Below are 26,308 nucleotides of genomic sequence, written 5' to 3' on the forward strand. Positions count from 1 at the left end.
GCCGCGGCTCACGGACGCGGGCCGCCCCCGACACTGCGCACCTCGTACGCCGTCACCCGCACCGAGGCGTCGTCCAGGCACTGCCCGCCGGCCAGGTCGAAGCGCTGCTTGAGCAGCGGGGACGCGACGAACGGGCGGCCCTCGTGGGTGCCGGTCAGACCGCGGGAGAGGACGGCCGCGCCGGTGAAGGGGTCGCGGTTGTCGATGGCGTACAGGCGGTCGGCGCGGTCGCGGAACAGCGCCACCTGGCGGCCGTCCGGCAGCAGGGCGGCCACCCCGCGGCCCGGGGCCAGGGCATCCAGGTCGCAGGCCGTGAACCAGCCCTCCGACAGTCGCAGCTGGACCTTCGTACCTGTGGTCTCGGGAGCCAGGGTCATCGCAGGGCACTTCCTTCCAGGACGTCGTCGGCGGGCCGGACGCCGATGGACAGCAGCGGCAGGTCGGGCTTGATCTGGTCGCGCTCGGGGACGAAGGCGACCACCGGGTCGGGGGTGTCCGGCGCGTTCACGAAGGACACGAACCGGGCGAGCCGCTCGGGGTCGCCCACGGTCTCGGCCCACTCGTCGCGGTAGTGGGCGACATGGGAGGCCATCAGCGCCTCCAGCTCGTCGCAGATGCCGAGCGAGTCGTGCACCACCACGTCCCGCACGTGGTCCAGGCCGCCCGGGATCCGCTCCAGCCAGGCCGCGGTGCGCTCCAGCCGGTCGGCGGTGCGGATGTAGAACATCAGGAACCGGTCGATCAGCCGGACCAGTTCGGCGTCGGACAGGTCCTTGGCCAGCAGGTCCGCGTGGCGCGGGGTCGCGCCGCCGTTGCCGCCGACGTACAGGTTCCAGCCGCCCGCGGTGGCGATCACGCCGAAGTCCTTCGACTGGGCCTCCGCGCACTCGCGGGCGCACCCCGAGACGGCGGACTTCAGCTTGTGCGGGGACCTCAGGCCCCGGTAGCGCAGCTCCAGGTCGATCGCCATGCGGACGGAGTCCTGCACGCCGTAGCGGCACCAGGTGGAGCCGACGCAGGACTTCACCGTGCGCAGCGACTTGCCGTAGGCGTGCCCGGACTCGAAGCCGGCGTCCACCAGGCGGGTCCAGATCAGCGGGAGCTGTTCCACCCGGGCGCCGAACATGTCGATCCGCTGGCCGCCGGTGATCTTCGTGTAGAGCCCGAAGTCCCGGGCGATCTCACCGATCACGATCAGCTTCTCGGGGGCGATCTCACCGCCGGGGATGCGTGGCACCACCGAGTACGAGCCGTTCTTCTGGAGGTTGGCCAGGAAGTGGTCGTTGGTGTCCTGCAGGGCGGCCTGTTCGCCGTCCAGGACATAGCCGCTCGCGCCGATCGCCGGGGCGAGGGAGGCGATGATCGAGGCGACGGCCGGCTTGCAGGTCTCGCAGCCGTCGCCGCCGCGTGCGCCCTCGCGGCCGTGCCGGTCGAGCAGCTCCCGGTACGACGTGACGCGCAGGGCGCGGACGATCTCGTACAGCTCCTCGCGGGTCCGGTCGAAGCAGCCGCACAGGCCCTTGTCCACCTCGACGCCGGACGCCTCCAGCTCGGCGTCGACCAGCTGTCCCAGCACCTTCACGCAGCTGCCGCAGCCGGTACCGGCCCTGGTGCACTTCTTCACCTCGGGCACCGTCGTGCAGTGGTGCGCGGTGACCGCGCCGCGGATCGTGCCCTTGCTGACGTTGTGGCAGGAGCAGACGACCGCCTCGTCGGGCAGCGCGGACGGGCCCAGCCGGTCCCCCGGGCCTGCCCCGGCGGGCAGGACGAGGGACTCGGGGGAGACGGGGGGCACCGACCCGGTGAGCGCGCGCAGGGTGCCGTACGCCTCCGCGTCCCCGACCAGGACGCCGCCGAGCAGCGTGCCGTCCTCGCCGACGACCAGCTTCTTGTACAGGCCGGCGCGGGAGTCGGAGTAGACGACGTCCAGGCAGTCGTCGGTGGTGCCGTGCGCGTCGCCGAAGGAGGCCACGTCCACGCCGAGCAGCTTCAGCTTGGTCGACAGGTCGGCGCCGGTGAAGGAGGCCGCGGAGCCGGCGATGGTGGCCGCGGCCGTCTCCGCCTGCTCGTAGCCGGGCGCCACCAGTCCGTACACCCGGCCGTCGGCCGCCAGCGCGCACTCGCCGATCGCGAACACGTGCGGGTCGGTGACGGTGCGGCACCGCTCGTCCACCGTGATGCCGCCGCGCTCGCCGACCGCGAGGCCGCAGTCCCGGGCCAGCTGGTCGCGCGGGCGGACACCGGCGCTGAACACCACCATGTCGACGGCGAGTTCGCTGCCGTCGGACAGCTTCATGCCGGTCACCGCGCCGTCGTCGCCGGTGACGATCTCCTGGGTGCCGGTGCCCGTGTGCACGGTCAGGCCCATGCCCTCGACGGTGCGCAGCAGGGCCGCGCCGCCGCCGGCGTCGACCTGCACCGGCATCAGGCGGGGCGCGAACTCCACGATGTGCGTGGCCAGTCCGAGTCCCTTGAGCGCGCCGGCCGCCTCCAGGCCGAGCAGACCGCCGCCGACCACGGCGCCCGTCACCGCCCGGGACCTCGCGTACTCCTCGATGGCCAGCAGGTCCTCGACGGTCCGGTAGACGAAGCAGCCCGCGGCGTCCTTGTTCGGCACGGGCGGCACGAACGGGTAGGAGCCGGTGGCCAGGACGAGGACGTCGTAGCCGACGACGAGCCCGGAGCGGGCGGTGACCGTGCGGGCCTGCCGGTCCACGGACCCGGCCGGGTCGCCGAGGTGCAGCTCGATGCCGTGCCGCTCGATGAACGCCGGGTCCGTCAGGGACAGGTCCTCGGCTGTCCGGCCCGAGAAGTACGAGGTCAGCTGGACCCGGTCGTACGCCGGGCGGGGTTCCTCGCACAGCACGACCACGCGGTGCGTGGCGGTCAGGCCGCGCTCGGCGAGCGCTTCGAGGAAACGCTGGCCGACCATGCCGTGGCCGACGAGCACGATCGTGGGGGTGGCCCCCGGGGTGGCGGTCATTCAGGAGCCTCCGTCGTTGGTGAGCAGGTGCAGCAGGGGGCCCTCGCCGGGGAGCGGCTCCGCTCCCTCCCAGGCGCGCGCCAGCGCGCCGACGGTGCCGAGTTCGCCGACGAGGACCCCGCCGACCAGGCGGTCGTCGCGGACGACGACCTTGCGGTAGGTGCCCCGGGTGGCGTCGGCGAGCCGCACGACGTCGTCCCCGGGGAGCGGTTCGGTCTCGCCGAACGCGGCCAGGTCGAGGGGGGAGTGCGGCCCGGTGAGGGTCAGCCGGGTCAGGGAGCGGGTGCCTGCGTAACGGGCACCGGTGCCGCCCGCGAGCGCCCCGGCCAGGTGGTCGGCCTGTTCCAGGGCCGGGGCGGCCAGGCCGTACACGGTGCCGTCGTGCTGGGCGCAGTCGCCGAGGGCGTGGATGCGCGGGTCCGAGGTGCGCAGTTCGTCGTCGACGAGGATCCCCTTGCCGACGGCGAGGCCCGCCTGTTCCGCGAGGCCGGTGCGCGGGCGCACCCCGCAGGCGATCACCACGAGGTCGGCGTCGAGCGCGTAGCCGTCGGCGAGTTCCACCGAGCGGACCGCGCCGCCGGCCGAGCGCAGGTCCCGCACCCGGCACTCGGTGTGCACCTCGACGCCCAGGTCGGTCAGGTGCCGCAGCACCAGCCGGGAGGCGTCCGGGTCGAGCTGGCGTTCCATGAGCCGCTCGGCCTGCTGGGCGAGGACCACCTGCGCGCCGCGCACCGCGAGGGCACGGGCGGCGGACACCCCGAGCAGCCCGCCCCCGACGACGACCGCGCGCACCCCCGGCCGGACGGCCGCGGCCAGTGCGAGGCAGTCGTCCATCGTGCGGAACGCGTGGACGCCGTGGGGGAGCCGGCGGTCGGGGGTGAACAGGCCGCGCAGCGGTGGCAGCACCGGGTTGGAGCCGGTGGCCAGGACCAGCGTGTCGTAGGCGATCGAGGTGCCGTCGGCGCAGCCGACGGTCCGGGCGTCCCGGTCGATGCCGGTGACCCGGGCACGCAGCAGCCCGTCGGGCACCGGCAGGCCGATCACCTCGGGGGCGTACCGGCCGGCCAGCACCTCGGCGAGCAGCACCCGGTTGTACGGCGGGTGCTCCTCCTCGCCGACGAGGAGTGCGGGCACGCCCAGCTCGCCGAGCCGCCGGGCGAGCCGGACGCCCGCGAGTCCGGCGCCGATCACCACCACACGCGTATTCGAGGTCATGCGACGAGCGTGCGGGGCGGACGTTACCCGGCGGCATCACGTCTGTTTCCCGTGCGGAACGCTGCCCTCAGCGCGGGTGCGCCGGGGGTGTGAGGGTCCCGTGCGTTTCCCGGACGGGCAGTGCGCGAGGGACCGGCCGGACCCGGGTTAGGGTCCTGACCATGCCCGACATACCCGTGACCGTCGTAGCCCTGCTGTGCGTGGCCGCCCTCGCGGCCGGCTGGATCGACGCGGTGGTGGGCGGGGGAGGGCTGCTGCTCCTGCCGGCCCTGCTGCTCGGCCTGCCGGCGGCCACCCCGGCCGCGTGCGCCCTCGGCACCAACAAGGCGATCGCGATCGTCGGCACCAGCGGCGCCGCGGTGACTTACGTGCGCAAGGCGCCGGTGGACGTGGGCACGGCCGTACGCATCGGGCTGGCCGCCCTCGCCGGTTCCTCGGCGGGCGCCTTCTTCGCGGCCGGCATGAGCACGGAGGTCCTCAAGCCGGTGATCATGGTGGTGCTGCTCGCGGTCGCCGCCTTCGTGATCCTGCGTCCCGCGTTCGGCACGGCTCCCGCGGCGGGCCCGGCGACCCGGCGCCAGAAGCTCGCCGCGATCGGCCTGGCCGGCCTGGGCATCGGCTTCTACGACGGCCTGATCGGGCCCGGCACCGGCACGTTCCTGGTCCTCGCGCTCACCGCGCTGCTGCCGCTGGACCTGGTCCGCGCCTCCGCCAACGCGAAGATCGTCAACTGCTGCACCAACGCCGGCGCCCTCGCGATGTTCGCCTGGCAGGGCACGGTCCTGTGGCGCCTCGCCGCGCTGCTGGCCGTGTTCAACCTCGCGGGCGGCACCCTCGGCGCCCGGACCGCGCTGAAGAAGGGCAGCGGCTTCGTGCGGGTCGTGCTGCTGACGGTCGTCCTCGCGCTGGTGGCCGACCTGGCCTACGAACAGTGGCTGGCCTAGCGGGTGTTCCCCGGGGCGGGTCTCAGCGGCTGCCCGTCAGGTGGGCGAAGACGACCACGTTGCCCTGGTAGCCGGTGGCCTTCGAGTAGCCGCCGCCGCAGGTGATGACGCGCAGTTCGGGGCGGTGGGCGGCGCCGTACACCTTCTGGTCGGGGAAGTCGCGGGCCGCGTAGACCTCCACCGCGTCCACCGTGAAGTCGGCGACGGTGCCGTCCCGGCGGTCGATCTCGATGCGGGCGCCCCGCTTCAGCGCGCCCAGGTCGTAGAAGACGGCCGGCCCCTCGGTGTTGTCGACGTGGCCGGCGACGATCGCGGTGCCCGTCTCGCCGGGCATGGTGCCGGCCTCGTACCAGCCGGCCAGGTTCTTGTCCTTGGCGGGCGGCACGTCCAGGCTGCCGGAGCGGGTGAGGGCGAGGCCCATCAGCGGGGCGTTCACCCGGATCGACGGGATCCTGATGCGCAGCGGCGGGGACGGCGGCAGCGAGGGCGCGGCGAGCCGCTCCTCGCCGGGGTCGGGGCGGCCCTCGGCGGCCGTCGGCTGCGGGGGCGTGTGCGTCCGGCCGCCCAGCAGCCACACCCCGGAGCCGAGGGCGACGACGGTGACGGCGGCTATCGCGGCGTCCCCGACCCTGCGCGTACGCATCCCGCGCGTTCGCGTCCTGCGCATACGAACCCCTCTCCCGGGGGCGAACCCCCGAACTCGGCCCGGGACGGGCCCGGTCGGTGCGGCCACGGCCGGGCGCGGAGCCCGGCCCGGCGCGCGGCGGCCCCCTCCCCCTCCGGGCCGCGAGGGGCATCGGACCCGGAAGGGGAGGGACGTGCGGTACCGGCGGACGGACAGCGGAGGGTGTCCGTCAGATCCCGTCGCCTCTCGCCCGGCGATGCAGGAGCCAGGTACCGCCCGCGGCGGCGACGGCCAGAGCCGCCACGCCCGCCGCGGTCTGCACGGGGTCGGGGCCGAGTGCGCCGCCGACCCCCGTCTTCACACTTCCCCGCGGCTGCACCTGCTCGTGCACCGCGCTCAACGCCACCACCAGGTCGCCCGTCACCTGCCGGTCGCCCTCGGCACACCGCGCGACGATCTCGTACGTGCCGGGCTGTGCGCTCGGCGGCACCCGGAACTCGCCGATCGACTCGCCCTCGTGCGTGCTGGGCGCCAGGGTGAAGACACCGGCGCCGACCGCGCCCGCGTCCCCGGTGGCGGCCCTGTCGCCGCACGCCGCGGTGTTCACCGTGACCTGTCCGCCGGGCACCGCCGTGGAGGGGAACACGTCCAGGCTGCCGGTGGCCGAGGAGGCGTGGTAACGGGCCGGTCGCGCCGCGCCGCCGTAGGCGGGCGCCGCGGCGAGGGCCGCCGTGGCCACGGCGAGCGCGGTACCGGTCAGCACACGGGCGGTGCGTCGCATGGTGCTCCCCAGAGCTCGGGATCCGACTCGTCCAGGGGCGCGCCCCTGCTCTTCCGAGGTAAGACGCAGTCACGGAGATCCGCTTCCTGATGGAGTGTCAGGAATGCGGTGAACGGGTGGCGCCGGCGGCCCCCGCACGGGCTAGCGGTGCCGAGTTCCGGCAGGTCATGGGTGTGCGCGGGGCCGGGTGCGAAGAGCACACGATTGGCCCTCAACCCACCGGGCGCACCGGCCCGGATCGTCACCCGTTCAACGAATTCAAGAGGAAGGTTAAGGACACGTTTCCGATGTCGCAATCAAGACAGGGCGGCCGCGCGTGGCCGATTCCATCCCTTGACTTTCTCAAGATCAACAACGTTATAGTGACGCGAAGTTGCGCAAGATCATCTGTCTTGTGAACACCAGAGGAAAAGTCCTCTTGTGTGGTGCGCGTAAAGCCGTCACATGGCTCAGAAATACGACGAGGGGAACCCCACATGCCCTCAATGCAGACAACAGATCCGAGTGCCCTCTACAGTCCGGTGACCGACACCCGCATGGTGCGGGGAGAGGGCGTCTACCTCTACGACGCGGACGGCCGCGCCTATCTGGACTGCGGCGCCGGGACGTTCAACATGAGTCTCGGCTACCAGCACCCGGCCGTGGTCGCGGCGATCAAGGAGCAGGCCGACCAGCTGATCGACACGGCTGCCCGCTTTCAGACCGACCAGGTCAACCGCCTGGCGCGGCGTCTGGTCGACCTCGCTCCGGCCCGGATCGCCAAGGCCCACCTCAACGTCTCCAGCGGGTCGACCGCGAACGAGGGCGCCATCAAGATGGCGCAGCACGCGACCGGGAAGCGTGACGTCGTCACCACGTTCCGCGCACATGTCGGACAGACGATGTGGATGCTGAGCCTGTCTGGAAACGCTTTCCGTAAAGAACCTTTCCCGATGCTGATGCCGGGCGGCCTCCAGGTCCCCGACCCGTATTGCTACCGGTGTTTCTACGCCCAGGAGCCGGGCTCCTGCCGGATGCTCTGCGTCGAGCGCATCAATGATTTCCTGGAATTCGCCAGCAGTGGCAATGTGGCTGCCGTTCTCGTGGAAGCGATTTCCGGAAACGGCGGAAACATCGTGCCGCCCCCCGGTTACTTCCAGCAGTTGCGGAGCCTGTGCGACGAGCACGGCATCATGCTGATCCTGGACGAGATCCAGACCGGCATCGGCCGCACCGGCCACATGTTCGCCGCCGAGCACTTCGGCGTGGAACCGGACGCGATGACCCTGGCCAAGGGGCTCGGCGGCTCCGGCGCACAGGTCGCGGCCATCCTGGCGAGCGAGCCGATGAGCGGTCTCGCGCCGACGGAGCACTCCTTCACCTACGGCACCAACCTCATGGCGTCGGCCGCCGCGCTGGCCACCCTCGACGTGATCGACGACCCGGGCTTCCTCGCCAACGTGCGGGCCACCGGCGCGCGCATCATGGAGCGGCTGACGGAACTCCAGGCCGCCTTCCCCGTCATCGGGGACGTGCGCGGCGTGGGCCTGATGATCGGCATCGAGATCGTGGGGGCGGACCGGTCCCCGAACGTCGAGCTGGCCAACCTGCTGGCCGAGCGCGCCATGGACCACGGCCTGGTCATCCGGCCCTCGCGCTCCGGCAAGGGCAACGTCCTCAAGATCAAGCCCCCGCTGGTCCTCACGCTCGCCGAGGCCGACCTGATCTGCGACCGGCTGGAGCAGCTGTTCCGCGCCCACTGCGGCTGAGCCGCCCCGCATCCGCTCGCACGCCGCCGCCCCGAAGGATCCACGCATGACGCTCACGGCACCCCACGCGCTGCCGCACTTCATCGGTGAACTCCGCCCCGAAGGCCTCGAAGCACGCATCAAGGAGAGCGACGGACTGCTGACGTTCTCCTGCCCGGACGACGAAACCCTGCTGCGCGCCGCGCGGTCGGTCGGCGAGATCATGCTGCACCGGGACAGCGACGCCCGGGGCATCACGCCGATCCGGCTGACCGAGGGAAAGACCGACGTCGGCCTCACCACGGGCGAACTGCTCGCCCACACCGACCGCCCGGCCATCGAGGAGCCGCCGCGCTACCTCTTCCTGCGCTGCGCCCAGGCCTCCGGAGAGGGCGGGGAGACCGTGCTCTACCGGGGCGCCGACGTCGCCCGCGAGCTGGCCGAGCGCGACCGGCCGACCCTGGAGGCGCTCACCGCGCCCGACGCGGCGATCTTCCGCACCGGGGGCCACGAGTACACCGGGCCCGTCCTCGGGATCGCCGACGGCGAAGTCGTGGACGTGCGCCTGCGCTTCGACCGGTTCGTGCACTTCTCCTGGGACGTCGCCCGCGCCCTGCCGGCGTTCCGGTCCGCGCTCGACGCCGTGGCGAGAACCTTCGCGCTGCGGCCCGGCGAGGGATACGTCCTCGACAACCGGACCTGGTTCCACGGCCGGACCGCCTACACGGGCGACCGGGAACTCTCGCGGATCATGGTCGCCTGATGCGCGTCCTGCTCGCGAGCCACACCCCGCTGGACGGCTCGGGCAGTGGCATCTACCTCCGCAAGGTCGCCGAACGCCTGCTGGCGCTCGGACACGAGGTGGCCACCCTGTGCCCGGCCGGCCGTACCGTCGAGGAACTGCCCTTCCGGCAGGAGGCCATCGGCACCCCGGACCGGCCCGGACGCTGGAACCTGCCCTTCCCGTTCCCGAGCTTCAGCGGCCACCGGGACAGCTCCCTGCTCTACGAGGAGCTCTCCCCCGACGACATCGCCGTCTACGCCGACGTGTGGACCACCGCGCTCCGTGACGTGGCCGAGGACTTCGGCGCCGACGTCCTGCACGTGAACCACGCGTTCCTCATCGCGTACGCGGCCGCCCGGCTCCCGGAGCTGCCCTACGTGGTGGTCTCCCACGGGAGCGAGTTCTTCCGCGACTCCGGCGCGGCGTTCGGCGCCCACCAGCGGGCCGGACTGCGCGGCGCACGCGAACTCGTCGCCATCACACCGGGCATCGGCGCCCTGATGAGCGAGGCGGCCGGCTGCGACCCGGGCCGCGTCCACATCGTGTCCCCCGGCTTCGACCCGGACGTCTTCCGGCCCCGGGACATCGACCGGGACACGGTCCTCGGATCGTACGGACTCTCCGGCGCACGGCCCTGCGTGGCCTACGTGGGACGGCACGTCCGGTACAAACGGGTCCCGGACATGCTGGCCGCGCTGGCCGCACTGCCGGCCGCCGAGCGCCCGCAGGTGCTCGTGGTCGGGGACGGGCCCGCGCTGGCCGAGGCGAAGGAGGCGGCGCACCGGCTCGGCCTGACCGAGGCGGTGTTCGCGGGACACGTCGGGGACCCCGACCGCATCGCCCGGCTGCTCAGCGCGCTCGATCTGCTGGTGCTGCCGAGCGAGAACGACCCCTACCCGATGACGGCCATCGAGGCGCTCGCCTGCGGCACCCCCGTGCTGACCAGCGACCGCTGCGGGGTGACCGACATCGTTGCCGACGTGGCCGGTGCCGTGTACCCCACGGGCGACACCGGCGCGCTCGCCGCGCTCCTGCGCGAGGCGGTCCACGACGACTGGAAGGCGGCGCGCGGGCCCGAGGGCCCCGCACGGGTGGCGGCCAAGACCTGGGAGGCCCTCACCGCCCGGCTGCTGGACGTCTACACCCGGGCCGCCGGCCTCCCCGTCGCGAGCGGCGCGACCCCCCACCACACAGACGAGGGAAAGCAGTGCACGACATAACGGTGCGCAGGGCGGGTCCCGAGGACCTCGCCGGCATCATGGAACTGTGGCGCGCGGCCGGGCACCGCCCGAGCGCGACCGACAACACCGAGAGCCTGACCACCCTCCTCCACCACCCCTACGCGGCCCTGTTCGCCGCGTTCGACGGCGACACCCCGGTCGGCTCGGCGCTCCCCGCCTGGGACGGCTGGCGCGCGACCTTCTACCGCGTCGTGCTCCACCCCCGGTGGCAGGAGCGCGAGGACGTCGGGCGGGAACTGATCACGGCCGGTACGGCATGGCTGCGGCAGCTGGGCGCCGAGCGGATCAGCGCCCTGGCCGACGGCTCGCCCCGGGCCCACCGGCTCTGGGCGGACGCGGGCTTTCGGCCCGACCCGGCGAGCCACCGGTACGTGTGGGAGGCCGCTCCGGCGACGGAGAGCCGGTCGTGAAGCCCGCGGCCCCTCCCGGAGGTCCGCAGGACGCGGCCCCGGCCGACCCGCTGGCCCGTCCCGCGGTCGAGCGCGCCGACCCCCGGCGGATGATCGACGACGTCGTCGCGCAGCCCGCCCACCTCCGCGACGCGCTGGACCTCCTGCGCGAGGTGGAGCTGCCCCGGGGCGATTTCCCGGGCGGACTCGTGGTGTGCGGGGTCGGCGGCTCCGGTCTCGCCGGAGACGTGACCTCCGCCGTGCTCGGGTCCCGCGCCCGGCGGCCGGTCCACACGGTGCGCGGCTACCGCCCCCGGCCCTGGGTCGGCGGCGACACCCTCGTGCTGTGCCCCAGCTACTCCGGCAACACGGACATCACGCTGGAGTACTTCACCGCCGCGCAGGAGGCGGGCGCGGCGGTCGTCGCCCTGGCCGGCGGCGGCCGGCTCGCCGAACTCGCCGAGCGGCGGGGCACCCCGCTGGTCCGGGTGCCGGCCGGGTACCAGCCGCGGGCGGTGACGTCGTACGCGATCGTGACCGCGCTCGCCTGCGCCGCCGCGGCCGGAGCCGGTCCGGACCTGCGCGAGGAGGTCGCCGACGCCGCCGGCTTCCTGGAGGAACTGGTCGAGGAGTGGGGGCCGCAGTCGCCGCCCGACTCCCTCGCCAAGCGGCTCGCCCGCGACCTGACCGGCACCACGGCACTCGTCTACGGCACCGGCCCCACCGCCGCGGTCGCGCACCGCTGGAAGACCCAGCTCAACGAGACCGGCAAGCAGACGGCCTTCGCCTCGGAGGTCATCGAGGCCGACCACCACGAGCTGTGCGTCTGGGACCACCTGGACCCGGCCCGCTGGTCGGCCGTCTTCCTGGCGGACCCGGCGGACCAGCATCCGCGTGCGCTGCACCGGCTGGAGCTCACCGCCCGGCTCGTCGCCGGCACCGGAGCGGCCACCCACTGGATCCCCGCCCGGGGCGGGACGCCCACCCGGCGCGTCCTCTCCCTCGTGCTGCTCGCCGACTTCGTCAGCGTGTACGCCGCGGCGCTGACCGGCGTGGACCCCTCCGACATTCCCCTGATCTCACGGCTGAACCAGCTGGTCGGGAGCTACCGCCCCCGGCACGGCGAGGAGGCCGGGCCATCCCAGAAAGCAGGACAAGAGTGATAAGGCGCAGGACCTACCCCTCGTTCCGCACCGTCCTCTCCCAGAACCACCCCGTGCGGGTCGCCGGCGCCCATGACGCGCTCGGCGCCAAACTCGCCGAGCAGGCCGGCTTCCAGGCCGTGTGGTCCTCCAGCCTGGAGGTGTCCGCCGCGCGCTGCCTGCCCGACGCGAGCCTGCTCAGCATGACCGAGTACCTCCAGGCCGCGGCCCACATGCAGAGCGCCATCGGCATCCCGGTGGTGGCCGACTGCGACACCGGCTACGGCAACACGCTGAACGTCGTGCACATGGTGCACGAGTACGAGGCCGCCGGGATCACCGCCGTCTGCATGGAGGACAAGCTCTTCCCGAAGATGAACAGCTTCGCGGAGGCGGCCCACGACCTGCTGAGCGTCGCCGACTTCACCGGCAAGCTCGAAGCCGCCAAGAAGGCGCAGAGCACCGAGGACTTCTTCGTCATCGCCCGCACCGAGGCCCTGATCAGCGGTCTCGGGGTCGACGAGGCGGTGACCCGGTGCACCGCCTACGCCGACGCCGGGGCCGACGCCGTACTGGTGCACTCCAAGCGGCCGACCAACGGCCAGGTGCTGGAGTTCCTGGAGCGCTGGGACGGGCGGGTGCCGGTCGTGATCGTGCCGACCACCTACCCGGACTGGTCCGTGGACGACGCCGCCGCCGCGGGCGTCTCCGTCGTCATCTACGCCAACCAGGGCATGCGCGCCACCGTCACCGCCCTGCGGGACACCTTCAACACCATCTACCAGCACGGCAGTTCGCAGCCGATCGAGGACGAGGTGGTGCCCGTCAAGGAGATCTTCTCGCTGCAGCGGCTGGCCGAGTGGACGGCGATAGGCGCGTGATCACCGCCCAGCGCTTCTGCGACGAACTGCACGAGCACGGCGTCGACTTCGTCACCGGGGTCCCCTGCTCCTTCTTCTCCGGCCCGATCACCCGGCTCACCCGCGAGGGCCGCTACGTCCCCGCGCCCAACGAGGGCTCCGCGCTCGCCCTGGCCGCCGGGGCCGCGGCGGCCGGCCACCGAACCGCCGTCGTCGCCCAGAACTCGGGCCTCGGCAACCAGATCAATCCGCTGACGTCGCTGAACATGACGTACCGGATCCCGACCCTGGTCTTCATGAGCCTGCGCGGCTGGCCCGACCCGGCGGGCGACGAGCCGCAGCACGAGGTGATGGGCGCGACGACCCTGCCGATCCTGGCCACCCTCGGGGTGCGGCACCGGGTGCTGACCTCCGACGAGACCAGCCTGAAGGACGTCCTCGCCGCCTCGCTCGACGCCGTCGACAAGGGCCGACCCGCGTTCGTGCTCGTCCAGCGCGGCGCCATCGGCCCGGAACCCGGCGAGGCGGCGGCCGACGACGACGCGCCGCCCACCCGGAGCGAGGTGCTGCGGCGGGTGATGCCCCGGCTCAGGGGGCTGCCGCTGGTCGCCACGACCGGCTACACCTCCCGCGACCTCTTCGCGGCCGGCGACGCCGACACCCACTTCTACATGCAGGGCTCGATGGGCCACGCCCTCGCCTTCGGGCTCGGCGTGGCCCGGGACCAGCCCGCAGGCCGGCCCGTCGTGGTCCTGGACGGGGACGGCGCCGCCCTCATGCACATGGGGTCGATGTCGATGGTGGGCGCGTCCGCCCCCACCCCGCTCGTCCACCTCGTCTTCGACAACCGGGCCTACGAGTCCACCGGCTGCCAGCTGACCACCTCGGGCACCACCGACTTCGCCGGGGTCGCCCGCGCCTGCGGCTACGCCACGGCGGCCCACTGCCGTACCGCGGACGAGGTCGACGCGGCGCTCGCCGCCGCCCTGGAGAGCCCCGGGCCGCACTTCGTCGTGGCCGATGTCGGGCCCAACCGCGGCGCCGCCCCGCCCCGGGCGACCTCCGCCGTCGGCGCGCCCGAGATCTTCCGGCGGTTCGCCGGCGCGCTGAACGGCGGACCCCGGTGACCGTGCCCGGGCCGGCGGCCACCGCGACCCCGGGCACGACCGCGCTGCACCTGGGCCCGGGGGCGATCGGCCGCCTGGGCGCGGTGCTCGACGGCCACGGCGCGCGCCGCGTTCTGGTCGTCGCCACGCCCCGGGCGCTGCGCTCGGTCCGGGTGGACACCCTGCTCGACGGCGTGGCCTGGCTGCCGTTCTCCGCGTTCACCCCGAACCCGCGGCTGACGGACGTCCTCGCCGGCTGCCGGGTGCGCGACGAGTGGCGGCCGGACCTGGTCCTCGGCATCGGCGGTGGCAGCGCGATGGACGTCGCGAAGGCGGTACGGGTGCTCCCGGCCGACGAGCCGGGCGCCCTCGCCGCCCTGCGCGGCGACCTCGCCGAACCGCCCGGCTCCGGCGTGCCGTTGGTGCTGGTCCCCACCACCGCCGGCAGCGGCAGCGAGGCCACCACCTTCGCGACGGTCTACGCCGGCGGACGCAAGCACTCCCTGGACCACCCTCGGGTCCGGGCCTCGGTGGCGCTCGTCGACCCGGAGCTGGCCGCGTCCTGCCCGCCCGAGGTCACCACCAGCTGCGCGTTCGACGCGCTCAGTCACGCGATCGAGTCGTACTGGAGCCGGCGGGCCACCGACGCCTCCCGCCGACTGGCGCGCGAGGCACTGGAGATCCTGGTCCCGCTGGTGCACGGCGACCTGACCGACCCCTCCCCGCAGGACCGCGAGCGGCTGGCGCTGGGCGCGCTGCGGGCGGGCCAGGCCATCGACCTCACGCGCACCACCGCGGCGCACGCCTTCGCCTACGAGCTGACGATCCGCCACGGTGTGCCGCACGGTGTCGCCTGCCTGCTCCAGCTGTGCTGGCTCTTCGACCACAACCGGGAACGGGCGGGCGCTGCGGGCCCGCGGATCGCGGAGCTGGCCCGGCTGCTCGAGGTCGAACACCGGCCCGCGGCCGAGTTGTTCACGGAACTTCTGCGGCGGCACGGCTGGTCCCCCCGGCTGCGTGACCACGGGGTGACGGCCGCCGGCCTCGACCCGCTCGTCCGGGCCGGCCTCGGCGCCGGCGCCCGCGCATGCAACAACCCGGTCGCCCTCGACCCGGACGCCGTCCGGGACGCCCTGGCCCAGGTCCTGTAGCGCGCAGGCAGCGCACACGACCATCCCGCAGAAAGGAGATCCCGTGGCCACTGACCAGCCCGAGCCGCGCCCCGTCGACGAGGACGGCTTCCGCGCCCGCGGCGGCGCCCTGCTCCGCAGCGCCGCCAACGACCTGAAACGCAACACCGAGGCGGCCGCCGCGGACCTCGGCCTGCCCGTGGACACCTACCTCGACCAGGTGGCGGGCAGGCGCCCGTTCTCCATGGACCTCGCGCACCGGGCGGCGGCCGTGTGGCCGCTGAACGAGCGCGACCTGATCCCGGTCCGCAACGACTGCCCCGACGGCGTCCGCGTCCACCGCGCCAAGGACTCCGTGGCCTCCGCCCGGATCTTCCGGCGCGGCGGCATGGACTACTACGAGTACCGGGACACCGCCATGTCCCGTCTCGCGTCCTTCCGCCCCGAGTGGATCAGAATGCTCTCGGTGGTGGACGACGACGACCCGCGCCACCCGAACGTGCACTGGAACAGCGGGCATCTGCTGTACCAGTTCACGTACTTCGTCGGCCCCGTCAACTACTACTACCGCTGGGCCGGCCGGGATCACGTCCTGCGCATGAACACCGGCGACTCGATCTGGGGCCTGCCCTTCTCCCCGCACACCTTCACCTCGCGCGACGCCGGCCAGGACGCCTACATCCTCGCCCTGACCTACGGCGGTGAGCTGATGGGCGACGCCCAGCACGAACTGTCGGCGCTCGGCAGCGAGGCGGCGGAGCGGTTCGCGACGGGCACGGCCGACCCCCGGGCCGCGCACGCGGCCCTCCTCGCGGCCGCACTCGACGCGGCGGCCCTCCCGGCCGACCGGCTCGCCGCCGACGCCGGCCTCGACCCGGTCCGCGTACGGGACCTGCTGGCCGGGCGGGACCTGCCGGGCGGGCAGGAGATCGAGGCGATGGCCGCGGCCCTGGGCGTCTCGCCGCGCGATCTGCTGCCGGTCGTCGACGACACCCGCGACGGCGTCCGCCACTGCCCGGCCGAGGGCTCCCGGCAGTGGTCGTACCCGGGCGGCGGGCGCGAGTCGTACCGGATCAGGGAACTCGCGGGCAGCAGGCTGCACCCGCACTCCCGGGCCCTGGAGATCACCCCGGGCGCCGGGCCCGCACCGGAACCCCTGCGCACGTACCAGCACCAGTACCTGTACAACGTCGGGGCCGGTCCCGTCGTGATGACCTGGCGCCGCGGCGACGAGGCGTTCGAGGCGGTGCTGGAGCCGGGCGACTCGGCCTATGTCACCCCGTTCGTCGAGACCGCCTTCACCCAGCGGGACCCGGAGGGCGAACCGGGCCGCGTCCTCGCGCTGCGCATCGGCGGACGCGTCACCCCGGAGGGCCGGGCCGCGCTCGGCGCCATGTACCCGGGGAGCCTGCGCCGGTACCTGAACGAGGACCGCCAGTGGTACGAGGAGCGCGGGTCCGCCGCCGGTCGCTGAATCCCCCGTACGACACCGCCACTTCCTACCTGCGAGGTTGTCCCATGTCCTCTGCCTCCCACCCGGTGCGGGTGCTGACCGTCGGCTGGAAACCGGACGCGGCCGCGACCGCGCTGCACGCGCACGGCGCGGAGGTCACCTGCGCGGCGGCGCCGGGCGACCTGGCCGCGGCCCGGGCGCACCCCGCCGTGCGGCGGGTCGTCCCGGTCGGGGACCCCACGGACCTGGAGAGCGTGCTGGCCGGCCTCGGCCGCGCCGGGCTCGCGCCCTCCTCGTTCGACGTGGTCTGCAGCGCGGGCGAGTTCGAGATGGTCACGGCGAGCGCGCTCGGGGAGCTGGCCGGACGGGCGGCCCTGCCGCTCGGCACGGCGGTGGCGCTGCGCGACAAGTTCGTGCAGAAGCGCCGCGTCCGGGCGGCAGGGCTGCCGGTGACCGACTGCCGGGTCGTCGAGGGCCTGGCGGCCGTCGCCGGCCTGTCCGACGCCTTCCCCTGCGTGATCAAGCCGCTGGCCGGTGCCGGGACCATGGACACGCACCGCGTCGACTCCGCCGCCGCTCTCGCGGACCTGATGGCGGCGCCGGGCACCTCCGGCGACGGGCTGTGGCTGGTGGAACGATTCGTCAGCGGCACGGAACTGCACGTCGACGGAGTGGTCCGGGACGGCCGGGTCCTCGGACTCGGCGTCGGCCAGTACCTGCACAACCTGATCGAGTTCCAGACCGGTGCGCTCGTCGGCTCGTTCACCCTCGACCCGGCCGGCCACGCCGGTCTCCACGAGGCCGCGCACCGGCTCACGGAGGCGGTGCTGGCCGCGCTGGACCACCGCGACGGCGTGTTCCACCTGGAGATGTTCCGCCAGGCCGACGGCGACCTCGTGTTCAGCGAGTGCGCGGGACGGGTCGGCGGCGGCAGGATCGCCGCGATGCTGCACCGGCAGTCCGGCATCGACCTGCACGACGAGTGGGCGAGAAGCGTGCTGTCGCTGCCCTCCGCGCTCCAAGGCCCCCCGCGCGAGGGCGGCGCGTCCGGTGGCAGCCACGGGTTCATCCACCTCATGGCACCCGCCGGCCGAGTGCACGACGTACCGACGCGGGAGGAACTGCTGGCGCGGCCCGGCGTGGTGGCCGCCGAGGTCGACCTCGCGGTGGGCCAGGTGGCACCCGAGGTCCGCGCCACCTCCCAGCGGGCCGCACGCGCCCTCGTCCGGGGCGCCGACGCGACCGAGACCGAGGCCCGGCTGCGGGCGCTCGCCGCGTGGTTCGCGGCCGCCGTGACCACCGCGCCCTCCCACCACCCCCAGCCCGTCTGACCCCCCGGCAGAACAGAGGTGACAGTGAATCCGAGCGAGAACCCGGCCGCGCCGGGCGGGCACCCGCGGGTGCTCCTGGTGGGCTGGCGGCCCAGGGCGGTCGCCGCACTGCACGCGCACGGCGCCGACGTGACGTGCGTGCACCGGCCCGGCGAGGACCGTGCCGCCCCGGCGCCCGCCGGCGCCTACAGGTCCGTGCCGGTGCCCGATCCGCGGGCCGTCGAGGACGTCCTCGCGGGGCTGCTGCGCGAGGGGCGGGTGCCGGGCGACTACGACATCGTGTGCAGCCAGCACGAGTTCACCCTGGTGACCGCGGCCGTGGCCGGTGGCGCGTCCCGCTGGATGGACCCCTCGACCGCGGTCCGGCTCCGTGACAAGGCCGTGCAGAAGGGGACCGTGCGGCGGGCCGGCGTACCGGTGGCGCGCTGCCGGGTGATCGGCGGCATCGGCGAACTCCCCGGCGCCGCCGAGCTGCCCGCCGTCGTCAAACCCCTCGCGGGAGCGGCGACCCGGCACACCTACGTCCTGGACTCGCCCGGGTCCGTCGAGCGCGCCGTACGCGCCGTCGAGGAGGAGGGCGTCGGCGGGCCCTGGCTCGTCGAGGAGTTCGTCTCCGGGGACGAGCTGATGCTGGACGGCGTGGTCCGCGAGGGCAAGGTCGTCTTCCTCTCCGTCTCGCGCTACCTGCACAACGCCATCCGCGTGCGCTCGGGCGCGATCGTGGGCGCCGTCGCCCTCGACCCCGACGTGCACGAGGACCTCTACGCCCGCGCGACGGACCTGTGCGACACCGCTCTCGGCGCGCTCGGCCACCGGGAGGGCGTCTTCCACCTGGAGGCGTTCCACCAGGCCGACGGCCGCCTCGTGTTCAGCGAGTGCGGGGGCCGGGTCAGCGGCGGCAAGGCCTTCGTCGTCATCCGCGAGAAGTTCGGCGTCGACCTGCACGACGAGTGGGCGCGAGCCGTCCTGGGCCTGCCCTCGCAGGCGCCGACCGCCGAGCGCTCGCCGCGCGACTACGGGCACGTGTTCCTCGCGGTGCCGGGCGGCGGCCGGCTCGTCTCGCTGCCGGACGCGGACCAGGTGACGGCCCGCGACGGGGTCGTCCTGGTGGACCTCGCCGCCCGTCCCGGCGACGTGCTGGCCGACCCCAGGCGCGCCTCGGACAGCGGCGCGGGCGCGGCGGTGGTGGCCGGCGCCGACGAGGAGGAGGTCGCCCGCCGGCTCACCGGACTCGCGCGCTGGTTCGCGGGCGCGGTGGCCGTGGAGGCCGGCGGGGATGCGTAGCCGGCTGCGGGCGCTGCTGCCCGAGACGCGCCCGGGCCGGCTCCTGGCGGGCGGCATCGGGGTCAGCGCGGCGGGCAGCGGCGCCTTCCTGGCGAGTTCCACCCTCTACTTCGTCGGCCAGGTCGGCATGCGGCCCGCGCAGGTGGGCCTGGCCCTGTCGCTGGCCGCGGTCTGCGGCATCCTCAGCCCGCTGCCGGTCGGCAGGCTCGCCGACCGGTTCGGGGCACCCCGCCTGTACCTGGCCCTGATGGTGGTGCGCGCGGTCGGCTACGCGGGGTTCGTGCTCGTCGGCAGCTTCCCGGCCTACCTCCTGCTGGCGGGCCTGGTGACGGCGGCGGACCGGGCCTGCTCGCCCCTGCAGCAGGCGGTCGTGGCCCTGGTGGAGGCGCCGGAGCGGCGGACCCGTGCGCTCGCGTCCGTCAACGCGATCCGCAACGCCGGCATGTCGCTCGGGCTGGTGCTGGCCGGCGCGGTCCTCACGCTGCCGGGACGGGGCGGCTTCGTCGCGCTGTTCCTCTTCAACGCGGCCTCGTTCCTCGTGGTGGCCGAGACCGCGCGCCGTGCGCTGCGGCTCGCGCCGGCCGCGCCCGCCCGGCAACGGCCCGCCGTCCCGCCCGGGTCACCGGAACCGCCCCCGGGCACACCGCTCGCCGGGCCGGCGGCTGAGGCCGGGCCGGGCAGCCCGTGGCGCGACCGCCGCTACCTCGCGCTCACCGCGGGCAACGCCCTGCTCGCCCTGCACGACTCCGTGCTCCAGGTGCTGGTCCCGGCCCAGGTGGCGACCCGGCCGGGCGCCCCGGCGAGCCTGGTGCCGGTCCTGCTCGGCGTCAACACCCTGATGACGATCTTCCTCCAGGTGCCGTTCGCGGGGCTGGCGGCGGACACCGCACGGGCCCGGCGCACCCTCGGCCTGGCGCTCGTCCCGCTGGTCCTGGCGTGCCTCGCCCTCATGGGGGCCGGCGGCCTGCCCGTCGCGTCGGCCGCCGCCCTGACCGCGGCCGGCGTGGTGCTGCTGACGCTCGGCGAGAACCTGCACGCGGTGGCCGGGTACGAGCTGTCGTACACCTTGTCCGCCGAAGCCCAACGGGGCCGCTATCTCGCCCTGTTCCAGGTCGGGCAGAGCGCCCAGCTGGTGATGGGCCCCGTGCTGATGACCGCCGTGGTCATGCCCGCCGGCGCACCGGGCTGGGCCTTTCTCATCGTTCTTCTCTGCCTCGGTGCATTTCTCGCCCGGGGCGGCGCAGCCGCGGAACGGAATCAGCGAATTCCCGTTGCGCATTGACCCGGGCAACCCGCCCGATGGATCATTGGAACCACTCAGAAGGACAGCGCGTGGAGATACTCCAGATACCCGACATGGAGAGGCGAGCGCTCAACGCGCTCATTCCCGCGGAATCCGCAGGATCCATCACACTCGGCACACTGGGACCGGAGGGAACCAGTAGCGAGTACGTCGCCCAGGCGGTGTCCCGGGCGCTCGGCGACCGCGGAGGATTCCGGATCCTCCTGGAGAACACGTACGAGCAGTGTGTGGCGTCCCTCACCGAAAAGCGCGTCGATCTCGTGCTGGTGGCGCACGCGTACCCCGGTATCAACGCCTTCTACATGAACCCGGAACTGAAACCCGCGATCGTGTTCCGGGGCAGCACACCGGAGTACGGCCTGGCCACCCGAACGGATTTCGCCTATCACGAGGAACTCCTCTACAGCGACACCGTCGTATCGCATCCGGCGCCCATTCCGCTGCTCCACCACCATTTCCAGCGGCCGGTGAAACTCGTCACCGCGACCTCCACGAGCAAGGCCGCCGGCGATGTCGCCGACGGGCGGTACAACATCGCCATCACGAACGAGGAGGCGGTGAAGCAGCACAACCTGAAGTTCGTCTACAAGTTCGCACGCATTCCCATGACATGGACTGTTTTCTCCCGCAGGAAGGACCGCGACCTCAATGACCGCGCACACGGCTGAACGGCTCTACTTCCCGTCCCCCGACCTCGTCCTCCACGACGACGGCATCCGCTTCGAGTCCTACCGGCGCGACGACACCGAGGTCCGGGTCACCTATCTGCCGCCCGGCGCGGCCCTCGCCGCCCACACCCGTGACGAGGCGCAGGTCGGCATGGTCGTGCGCGGTGAACTGACCGCGACCGTGGGCGAGGTGACGAAGCGGATGCGGGCCGAGCACGACGTCTACGTCGTCCCGCCCGGTGTCGCGCTCTCGGTCGAGAACCCGTCCGCGCAGGAGACCGTCGTCCTCGAGATCAGGCGGAACAAGCCGGGCGAGGCGTACCCGGCGCCCAGCGGCTACTTCCTCGAACCGATCGAGTCGCGGAAGTTCGTGAAGATGGACGTGACATTCTTCCTCGCCGACTGGATCGAGTTGATGATCGCCGACATTCCCGGCGGCGGCGAGATGCCCTACCACAAGCACTCCCACGAGCAGATCGGGATATGCCTCGAAGGGCGCTACGAGATGACCGTCGAGGAGACCCGCCACGAACTGCGGTTCGGCGGCACGTACTTCTGCGCCGGCCAGGAGGGACACGGCGCGGCCAACCCGAACCCGGACCTGGCCCGTTCCCTCAACATCTTCATCCCGCCCCGCTACCACCGGGTCCCGAAGCCGGGGCAGAACCAGGAGGACGAGTGACCCGGGTCGCCCTCGTCCTGGGCGCGGGCCGGGGAATAGGGCGCGCGGCCGCGCTGCGCCTGGGCGCACGGGGACACACCACGGTCCTCTGCGCCCGCACCCGAGACGACCTGGAGGAGGTCGCCCGGGAATCCGGTGGCGGGAACACCACGCACATCGTCCCGGGCGACATCACGGAACCCGGGTTCCGGGCGGAGCTGGTCGCCGGCGTGGAAAGCCGGTTCGGCAGGATCGACGTGCTCGTCAACAACGCGCCCGGCCCGCCGCCCGGCCCCTTCGACAGCGTCGGGCCCGGCGATGTGACCGCCGCGATGGAGCAGAAGCTCGTCCCGTACCTGGACCTCGTGAAATCCGTCGCGCCGGTGATGGTGCGCAACGAGTTCGGCCGGATCGTCAACGTCGTCGGCAACATCGGCAAGGAACCGGCCCCCGGCATGTTCCTGTCCGGCCTGGTCAACGCGGCCGTCGCCAACGCCGCCAAGTACCTGGCGGGCCAGTACGCCCGGCACAACGTGACGGTCAACTGCGTGCACCCCGGAACCATCCGCACCGACCGCTACGAACGGGCCGTGGAGCATCTGAGCCGGACCGGCGGAATCTCCCCGCGGGAGGCGGAGGACCGGCTGCGCCGGGCGATCCCCATGGACCGGCCGGGCAGCGCCGACGAGGTCGCCGCCGTCATCGCCTTCCTGGCGTCCGACGAGGCGTCGTACCTGACCGGCCAGCAGATCTCGGTCGACGGCGGACAACTGACATGCGTGTGAAAGGAGCAGTACCCGTGTCCGAGGAACACCTCACGGGCGGCACCGACTTCCAGGACAGGGTGGCCGTGGTCACCGGCGGCGCGTCCGGGATCGGCAGGCGCACCGCCGTCGAGTTCGCCCGGCAGGCCGCGGCGGTCGTCGTCGCCGACATCGACGAGCGGCGCGGCACCGAACTCGTCACCGCCCTGCGCGGCGACGGCCACGAGGCGCTGTTCGTGCGCACCGACCTGACGAGCGAGCCGGACTGCGAGAACCTCGTCGCCGCCGCCACGAAGACGTTCGGGCGCCTCGACGTCCTGGTGAACAACGCCGGCATCGAGATATCCACGCCCGTGCACGAGATGCCGGTGCACGAGTGGGACCGGCTGGTCGACACCAACCTGAAGAGCATGTTCCTGTGCTCGAAGCACGCGCTGCGCGAGATGATCCCGGCCAGGGCCGGGGCGATCGTGAACGTCTGCTCGGTGAGCGGGCTGGTGGCCTGGCCCGGCATCGCCGCCTACAACGCCACCAAGGGCGGCGTCATGATGCTGACCAAGTCCCTCGCCGTGGACTACGCGCAGTACGGGATCAGGGCGAACTGCGTCTGCCCCAGCATCATCGACACCCCCATGACGGATGCCTCGATCGGCCACGACCCCGCCGTCAAGGAGGAGAAGGCGAAGCTGAGCCCGCTCGGCCGGCTGGGCACGCCCGAGGACGTCGCCAACGCGATCCTCTTCCTGGCGTCCGGCAGGTCGTCCTTCGTCACGGGCGCCGCGCTCACCGTCGACGGCGGCTACACGGCCCTGTAGGGCCCGCCGTCACCTCCCCGCACCGAGAGAAAGGCAGACCGAGTGTCGGACCGTTGGAACGGCGACGACGACGCGGGCGGGTTCCCCCTGCTCACCGTCCTCGCCCTGATGGCGGGGATCTTCGCCGTCGGCTCTGAGGAGCTGGTGGTCTCGCCGCTGCTCGTGGACATGGCCCGGTCGTTCGACACGTCGGTGGCCGTGATGGCGCTCTCGGTGAGCACCTACGGCATCGGCACGGCCGTCGGCGCCCTGCTCTTCGCCCCGCTCGGGGACCGGGTGTCGCGCCGGCTGTGCCTGGTGGCCGGCATGGCGGCGTTCGTCCTGGGGACCGTGCTGGGCGCGAGTGCCGGCGGGCCCGGCGTGTTCTTCACGGGGCGGGCGGTGGCGGGCCTGGCCACCGGTGCCTTCGTGCCGACCGCGTACGCCTTCGTCGGCGACCAGATCCCCTACCGCCACCGCGCCCGGGCCATGGGCGTCCTGGTGTCGAGCTGGTCGCTCTCGCTCGTGCTGGGGGTGCCGCTCGGCTCCTTCGTCGGGCAGTGGTCGGGCTGGCGCTGGACCTTCGGGATGCTGGCGGTGCTGGGCGTGCTCGTGGCCTGCGTGCTGATCCGGGCCGGCGGCGGGCGCGGTGCGGCTCCCGGGGCATCGGCAGGACCCGCCGGGTCCGTGCCGGAGTCCGAGGAGACGGCCGGGGCGGCCGGCGGCCGCGGCTCGGCCGTCCGGGCCCTCCTCGCCCCGAAGGTCCCCGTGTACATCCTGGCGACCTTCCTGAACATGCTGGGCTTCTACGGCATGTACACCTACCTGGGCAGCGCCCTGCAGTACCGGTTCGGCACCGGCAGCTCGCTGACCGGCCTCATGATCCTGGTGTACGGCCTCGGGTTCTCGACGAGCTTCGTCACCGGCCGGTGGGCCGACGAACGCGGCAAGGAGCGGGTGCTCGTCGACCTGCTCGCCGGGCTGGTCCCGGCGCTGGTGGTGATCCCGCAGGTCACCCGGTGGACCGTGCCGCTGGCCTGCTGCCTGTTCCTGTGGGGCGCGATGCAGAGCCTGGTCGTCACCCTGCTCAGCACCCTGCTCAGCGAGTGCTCCCCGCGGCACCGCGGGACCGTCCTCGCCTTCTACAGCCTCGCCACGAACCTCGCGGTGGCGCTGGGGGCGGCCGTGCTCGGCCCGCTGTTCTCGGCGTACGGGTTCGGCGCCGTCGGCTGGGTGTGCGCCGCGATCACGGTCGTCGCGTGCGCCCTGGGCGGATGGTCCGGCCTGCGGGGCGGCCGTCCGGCCAAGGCCCCCGAACGCGGTCCCGCCGGGGCCCTGGAGACGAAGGCGGCCGCACATGAGGACTGAGTACGCACGCAGGCTCCTCGAACTGCCGAGGAGTTCGTTCGCGACGACCGTCGCCCGCATCGACGGGCTGGTCCGCGCGGGCGAGGACGTCGTCAACCTGTGCCAGGGCAACCCCGACCTGCCGACCCCGCCGCACATCGTCGAGGCGCTGCGCCGGGAGGTGCTGGATCCGGCCACGCACCGGTACACGTCCTTCTCCGGGCTGTTCGAGCTCAAGGCCGCGGTCGCCCAGTGGTACGCGACGCACCACGGCGTCACGCTGGACCCCGAGACCGAGGTCGCGATCCTGTTCGGCGCGAAGGCCGGCCTGGTGGAGATCAGCCAGTGCTTCCTGAACCCGGGGGACGTCTGCCTGATGCCGGACCCGGCCTTCCCCGACTACTGGGCGGGCGTGGTCCTCGCCCGGGCCCGGATGCACCCCCTGCCGCTACTGCGGGAGAACGGGTTCCTGCCCGACTACGGCGCCCTGGACCCGGCCGTGCTCGAACGGGCCAGGCTGATGTTCCTCAACTACCCCAACAACCCCACCGCCGTGACGGCCCCCCTCGGGTTCTACGAGGACACGGTCCGGTTCGCCGCCGAGCACGAGGTGATCGTGGCCTCCGACTTCGCCTACGGCGGCCTGGGCTTCGACGCGCAGACGCCGGTCTCCTTCCTGCGGGCGGAGGGCGCCAAGGAGGTGGGCGTCGAGTTCGTCTCGCTGTCGAAGATGTTCAACATGGCGGGCTGGCGGGTCGGCGCCGTCGTCGGCAACCGCGAGGTCGTCGCCGCGATCAACCTGATCCAGGAGCACTACTACGTCTCGCTGCCGCCGTTCATCCAGCGCGCGGCGGCCGAGGCGCTGACCGGCCCGCAGACCTGCGTCCAGGAGCTGACGGCGACCTACGAGCGCCGCAGGGACGTCTTCGTGGCCGGGGTCCGGGACATCGGGTGGGACATCGACCCGCCCCGCTCCGTCTTCGCCTGGCTGCCGATCCCCGGCGGCGGTGACTCCGCGGCCTTCGCCGACGAGCTGCTGACCCGTGCCCGGGTGGCGGTGGCTCCCGGCCGCTGGTTCGGGAAGCACGGCGAGGGCTATGTGCGGGTGAGCCTGCTGGCCCCGGAGGACCGGCTGGAGGAGGCCGTCGCCCGACTGGCCGACTTCTGGAACGACAAGAAAAGGAACTCTCGATCATGACAGACACGACCACGGCCGGCCCGGCCGGCGCCGGGGGCCGTATCGAAGCGGACCGCGGCGCGATCGACGCCCTCGACGGGCGCATCATCGAGCTGCTCACCGAACGGGCCGAGGTCTCCGCCCGGATCCAGCGCACCCGCGTCGGCTCCGGCGGCCCGCGCACGGTGTTCGCCCGGGAGATGGACATCCTGGCCCGCTACCGCGACGGTCTCGGCGCGGACGGCACCCGGATCGCGATGGACGTCCTCAAGCTGTGCAGGGGGGAGAGCCGGTGATACGCCATGTCGTGCTCTTCAAGTTCAAGCCCGGGGTCGACTGGCAGGACCCCCGCGCCCGGGCGGCGGAACACACCGCCGCCCAGGTCGGGCGCGAGGTGCCCGAGCTGCGCGAGTGGCGCTACGGCCGCAACGTGTCCCCGCGGGAGATCGCCTACGACTTCCTCGTCGAGGGCCTCCTGGACGACATGGACAAGGTCGACCGCTACCTCGTCCACCCCTACCACCAGCAGGCCATCCAGCAGTGGCGGGAGATCAGCGACTGGGTCGTGGTCGACGTCGAGGTGTGACCGGACGCCGGAC

Annotated in this window: 26 protein-coding genes; 21 read left to right on the top strand and 5 right to left on the bottom strand. The window is 73.3% G+C overall.

Features of this window, described 5'->3' with window-relative positions; translation table 11 throughout:
• Positions 1-8: 8 nt before the first annotated feature.
• From nirD to ACZ7FF_RS01320, 3 genes are read right to left on the bottom strand one after another with little or no spacing between them, the layout of a single operon-like run.
• On the bottom strand, positions 9-377 hold the full coding sequence (gene nirD, locus ACZ7FF_RS01310) for a nitrite reductase small subunit NirD (RefSeq protein ID WP_470808480.1): 369 nt from the start codon (positions 375-377) through the stop codon (positions 9-11).
• Entirely contained in the window at positions 374-2,983 is a 2,610-nt protein-coding gene (gene nirB, locus ACZ7FF_RS01315) for a nitrite reductase large subunit NirB (RefSeq protein ID WP_470808481.1), read from the bottom strand. Before nirB ends, nirD begins: the two co-directional genes overlap by 4 nt.
• Positions 2,984-4,198, bottom strand: a complete 1,215-nt coding sequence (locus ACZ7FF_RS01320; RefSeq protein WP_470808483.1) for an NAD(P)/FAD-dependent oxidoreductase — start codon at positions 4,196-4,198, stop codon at positions 2,984-2,986.
• A gap of 161 nt (positions 4,199-4,359) precedes the next feature.
• Between ACZ7FF_RS01320 and ACZ7FF_RS01325 the strand changes: the two genes are divergently transcribed.
• Positions 4,360-5,142 (top strand): sulfite exporter TauE/SafE family protein, encoded by a 783-nt coding sequence (locus ACZ7FF_RS01325; RefSeq protein WP_470808485.1) that lies wholly within the window; start codon positions 4,360-4,362, stop codon positions 5,140-5,142.
• A gap of 22 nt (positions 5,143-5,164) precedes the next feature.
• On the opposite strand, the gene ACZ7FF_RS01330 is transcribed toward ACZ7FF_RS01325, so the two are convergent.
• Both ACZ7FF_RS01330 and ACZ7FF_RS01335 read right to left on the bottom strand, forming a co-directional pair.
• Positions 5,165-5,785, bottom strand: a complete 621-nt coding sequence (locus ACZ7FF_RS01330) for a class F sortase (RefSeq protein ID WP_470808486.1) — start codon at positions 5,783-5,785, stop codon at positions 5,165-5,167.
• A 211-nt stretch (positions 5,786-5,996) separates the two neighbouring features.
• Positions 5,997-6,548, bottom strand: coding sequence for a hypothetical protein (locus ACZ7FF_RS01335; RefSeq protein WP_470808488.1), 552 nt, complete (start codon positions 6,546-6,548; stop codon positions 5,997-5,999).
• A gap of 521 nt (positions 6,549-7,069) precedes the next feature.
• Here ACZ7FF_RS01335 and ACZ7FF_RS01340 point away from each other — a divergent pair.
• The 20 genes from ACZ7FF_RS01340 to ACZ7FF_RS01435 are packed head-to-tail and all read left to right on the top strand — an operon-like array spanning position 7,070 to position 26,295.
• Positions 7,070-8,296 carry an aspartate aminotransferase family protein gene (locus ACZ7FF_RS01340; protein WP_470808490.1) on the top strand — a complete coding sequence of 409 codons (1,227 nt, stop codon included), beginning with the start codon at positions 7,070-7,072 and terminating at the stop codon, positions 8,294-8,296.
• A 46-nt stretch (positions 8,297-8,342) separates the two neighbouring features.
• Positions 8,343-9,038 carry a TauD/TfdA family dioxygenase gene (locus ACZ7FF_RS01345; RefSeq protein WP_470808491.1) on the top strand — a complete coding sequence of 232 codons (696 nt, stop codon included), beginning with the start codon at positions 8,343-8,345 and terminating at the stop codon, positions 9,036-9,038.
• On the top strand, positions 9,038-10,279 hold the full coding sequence (locus ACZ7FF_RS01350) for a glycosyltransferase family 4 protein (RefSeq protein WP_470808493.1): 1,242 nt from the start codon (positions 9,038-9,040) through the stop codon (positions 10,277-10,279). The genes ACZ7FF_RS01345 and ACZ7FF_RS01350 overlap by 1 nt, the downstream gene beginning before the upstream one ends.
• Positions 10,267-10,710 carry a GNAT family N-acetyltransferase gene (locus tag ACZ7FF_RS01355; protein WP_470808495.1) on the top strand — a complete coding sequence of 148 codons (444 nt, stop codon included), beginning with the start codon at positions 10,267-10,269 and terminating at the stop codon, positions 10,708-10,710. The genes ACZ7FF_RS01350 and ACZ7FF_RS01355 overlap by 13 nt, the downstream gene beginning before the upstream one ends.
• Entirely contained in the window at positions 10,707-11,852 is a 1,146-nt protein-coding gene (locus tag ACZ7FF_RS01360; protein WP_470808496.1) for an SIS domain-containing protein, read from the top strand. The genes ACZ7FF_RS01355 and ACZ7FF_RS01360 overlap by 4 nt, the downstream gene beginning before the upstream one ends.
• Positions 11,849-12,712, top strand: a complete 864-nt coding sequence (locus ACZ7FF_RS01365; protein ID WP_470808498.1) for an isocitrate lyase/phosphoenolpyruvate mutase family protein — start codon at positions 11,849-11,851, stop codon at positions 12,710-12,712. The genes ACZ7FF_RS01360 and ACZ7FF_RS01365 overlap by 4 nt, the downstream gene beginning before the upstream one ends.
• Entirely contained in the window at positions 12,709-13,818 is a 1,110-nt protein-coding gene (gene aepY, locus ACZ7FF_RS01370) for a phosphonopyruvate decarboxylase (protein ID WP_470808500.1), read from the top strand. The genes ACZ7FF_RS01365 and aepY overlap by 4 nt, the downstream gene beginning before the upstream one ends.
• Positions 13,815-14,948 (top strand): phosphonoacetaldehyde reductase, encoded by a 1,134-nt coding sequence (locus ACZ7FF_RS01375; RefSeq protein WP_470808501.1) that lies wholly within the window; start codon positions 13,815-13,817, stop codon positions 14,946-14,948. Before aepY ends, ACZ7FF_RS01375 begins: the two co-directional genes overlap by 4 nt.
• A 43-nt stretch (positions 14,949-14,991) precedes the next feature.
• On the top strand, positions 14,992-16,401 hold the full coding sequence (locus tag ACZ7FF_RS01380; protein ID WP_470808503.1) for a hypothetical protein: 1,410 nt from the start codon (positions 14,992-14,994) through the stop codon (positions 16,399-16,401).
• Positions 16,402-16,445: 44 nt separating this feature from the next.
• Positions 16,446-17,711: an ATP-grasp domain-containing protein gene (locus ACZ7FF_RS01385; protein WP_470808505.1), complete on the top strand. Its 1,266-nt coding sequence runs from the start codon at positions 16,446-16,448 to the stop codon at positions 17,709-17,711.
• 24 nt (positions 17,712-17,735) lie between these two features.
• A complete protein-coding gene (locus ACZ7FF_RS01390) occupies positions 17,736-18,995 on the top strand; it encodes an ATP-grasp domain-containing protein (RefSeq protein WP_470808506.1) in 1,260 nt (419 codons plus the stop codon).
• On the top strand, positions 18,988-20,277 hold the full coding sequence (locus ACZ7FF_RS01395) for an MFS transporter (protein WP_470808508.1): 1,290 nt from the start codon (positions 18,988-18,990) through the stop codon (positions 20,275-20,277). The genes ACZ7FF_RS01390 and ACZ7FF_RS01395 overlap by 8 nt, the downstream gene beginning before the upstream one ends.
• A 50-nt stretch (positions 20,278-20,327) precedes the next feature.
• Entirely contained in the window at positions 20,328-20,966 is a 639-nt protein-coding gene (locus ACZ7FF_RS01400; RefSeq protein ID WP_470808509.1) for a hypothetical protein, read from the top strand.
• Entirely contained in the window at positions 20,947-21,648 is a 702-nt protein-coding gene (locus ACZ7FF_RS01405; protein ID WP_470808510.1) for a cupin domain-containing protein, read from the top strand. Before ACZ7FF_RS01400 ends, ACZ7FF_RS01405 begins: the two co-directional genes overlap by 20 nt.
• The gene (locus ACZ7FF_RS01410) at positions 21,645-22,412 is read left to right on the top strand and encodes an SDR family oxidoreductase (RefSeq protein ID WP_470808511.1); all 768 of its coding nucleotides are present in this window, start codon (positions 21,645-21,647) and stop codon (positions 22,410-22,412) included. The genes ACZ7FF_RS01405 and ACZ7FF_RS01410 overlap by 4 nt, the downstream gene beginning before the upstream one ends.
• A gap of 14 nt (positions 22,413-22,426) precedes the next feature.
• Positions 22,427-23,206, top strand: a complete 780-nt coding sequence (locus tag ACZ7FF_RS01415) for an SDR family NAD(P)-dependent oxidoreductase (protein ID WP_470808512.1) — start codon at positions 22,427-22,429, stop codon at positions 23,204-23,206.
• 42 nt (positions 23,207-23,248) lie between these two features.
• A complete protein-coding gene (locus ACZ7FF_RS01420) occupies positions 23,249-24,553 on the top strand; it encodes an MFS transporter (RefSeq protein ID WP_470808513.1) in 1,305 nt (434 codons plus the stop codon).
• The gene (locus tag ACZ7FF_RS01425) at positions 24,543-25,730 is read left to right on the top strand and encodes an aminotransferase class I/II-fold pyridoxal phosphate-dependent enzyme (protein WP_470808515.1); all 1,188 of its coding nucleotides are present in this window, start codon (positions 24,543-24,545) and stop codon (positions 25,728-25,730) included. The genes ACZ7FF_RS01420 and ACZ7FF_RS01425 overlap by 11 nt, the downstream gene beginning before the upstream one ends.
• Positions 25,727-26,005 (top strand): chorismate mutase, encoded by a 279-nt coding sequence (locus tag ACZ7FF_RS01430; protein WP_470808517.1) that lies wholly within the window; start codon positions 25,727-25,729, stop codon positions 26,003-26,005. Before ACZ7FF_RS01425 ends, ACZ7FF_RS01430 begins: the two co-directional genes overlap by 4 nt.
• Entirely contained in the window at positions 26,002-26,295 is a 294-nt protein-coding gene (locus ACZ7FF_RS01435) for a Dabb family protein (protein ID WP_470808518.1), read from the top strand. Before ACZ7FF_RS01430 ends, ACZ7FF_RS01435 begins: the two co-directional genes overlap by 4 nt.
• The last annotated feature ends 13 nt before the right edge of the window (positions 26,296-26,308 follow it).

This window comes from Streptomyces sp. NPDC037126, from assembly GCF_055605965.1.

What these genes read in the sequence shown, in the direction of transcription:
- nirD (WP_470808480.1), bottom strand. Translation starts at nt 377, where the DNA reads ATGACCCTGGCTCCCGAGACCACAGGTACGAAGGTCCAGCTGCGACTG.
- nirB (WP_470808481.1), bottom strand. Translation starts at nt 2,983, where the DNA reads ATGACCGCCACCCCGGGGGCCACCCCCACGATCGTGCTCGTCGGCCAC.
- ACZ7FF_RS01320 (WP_470808483.1), bottom strand. Translation starts at nt 4,198, where the DNA reads ATGACCTCGAATACGCGTGTGGTGGTGATCGGCGCCGGACTCGCGGGC.
- ACZ7FF_RS01325 (WP_470808485.1), top strand. Translation starts at nt 4,360, where the DNA reads ATGCCCGACATACCCGTGACCGTCGTAGCCCTGCTGTGCGTGGCCGCC.
- ACZ7FF_RS01330 (WP_470808486.1), bottom strand. Translation starts at nt 5,785, where the DNA reads ATGCGTACGCGCAGGGTCGGGGACGCCGCGATAGCCGCCGTCACCGTC.
- ACZ7FF_RS01335 (WP_470808488.1), bottom strand. Translation starts at nt 6,548, where the DNA reads ATGCGACGCACCGCCCGTGTGCTGACCGGTACCGCGCTCGCCGTGGCC.
- ACZ7FF_RS01345 (WP_470808491.1), top strand. Translation starts at nt 8,343, where the DNA reads ATGACGCTCACGGCACCCCACGCGCTGCCGCACTTCATCGGTGAACTC.
- ACZ7FF_RS01350 (WP_470808493.1), top strand. Translation starts at nt 9,038, where the DNA reads ATGCGCGTCCTGCTCGCGAGCCACACCCCGCTGGACGGCTCGGGCAGT.
- ACZ7FF_RS01385 (WP_470808505.1), top strand. Translation starts at nt 16,446, where the DNA reads ATGTCCTCTGCCTCCCACCCGGTGCGGGTGCTGACCGTCGGCTGGAAA.
- ACZ7FF_RS01395 (WP_470808508.1), top strand. Translation starts at nt 18,988, where the DNA reads ATGCGTAGCCGGCTGCGGGCGCTGCTGCCCGAGACGCGCCCGGGCCGG.
- ACZ7FF_RS01405 (WP_470808510.1), top strand. Translation starts at nt 20,947, where the DNA reads ATGACCGCGCACACGGCTGAACGGCTCTACTTCCCGTCCCCCGACCTC.
- ACZ7FF_RS01425 (WP_470808515.1), top strand. Translation starts at nt 24,543, where the DNA reads ATGAGGACTGAGTACGCACGCAGGCTCCTCGAACTGCCGAGGAGTTCG.
- ACZ7FF_RS01430 (WP_470808517.1), top strand. Translation starts at nt 25,727, where the DNA reads ATGACAGACACGACCACGGCCGGCCCGGCCGGCGCCGGGGGCCGTATC.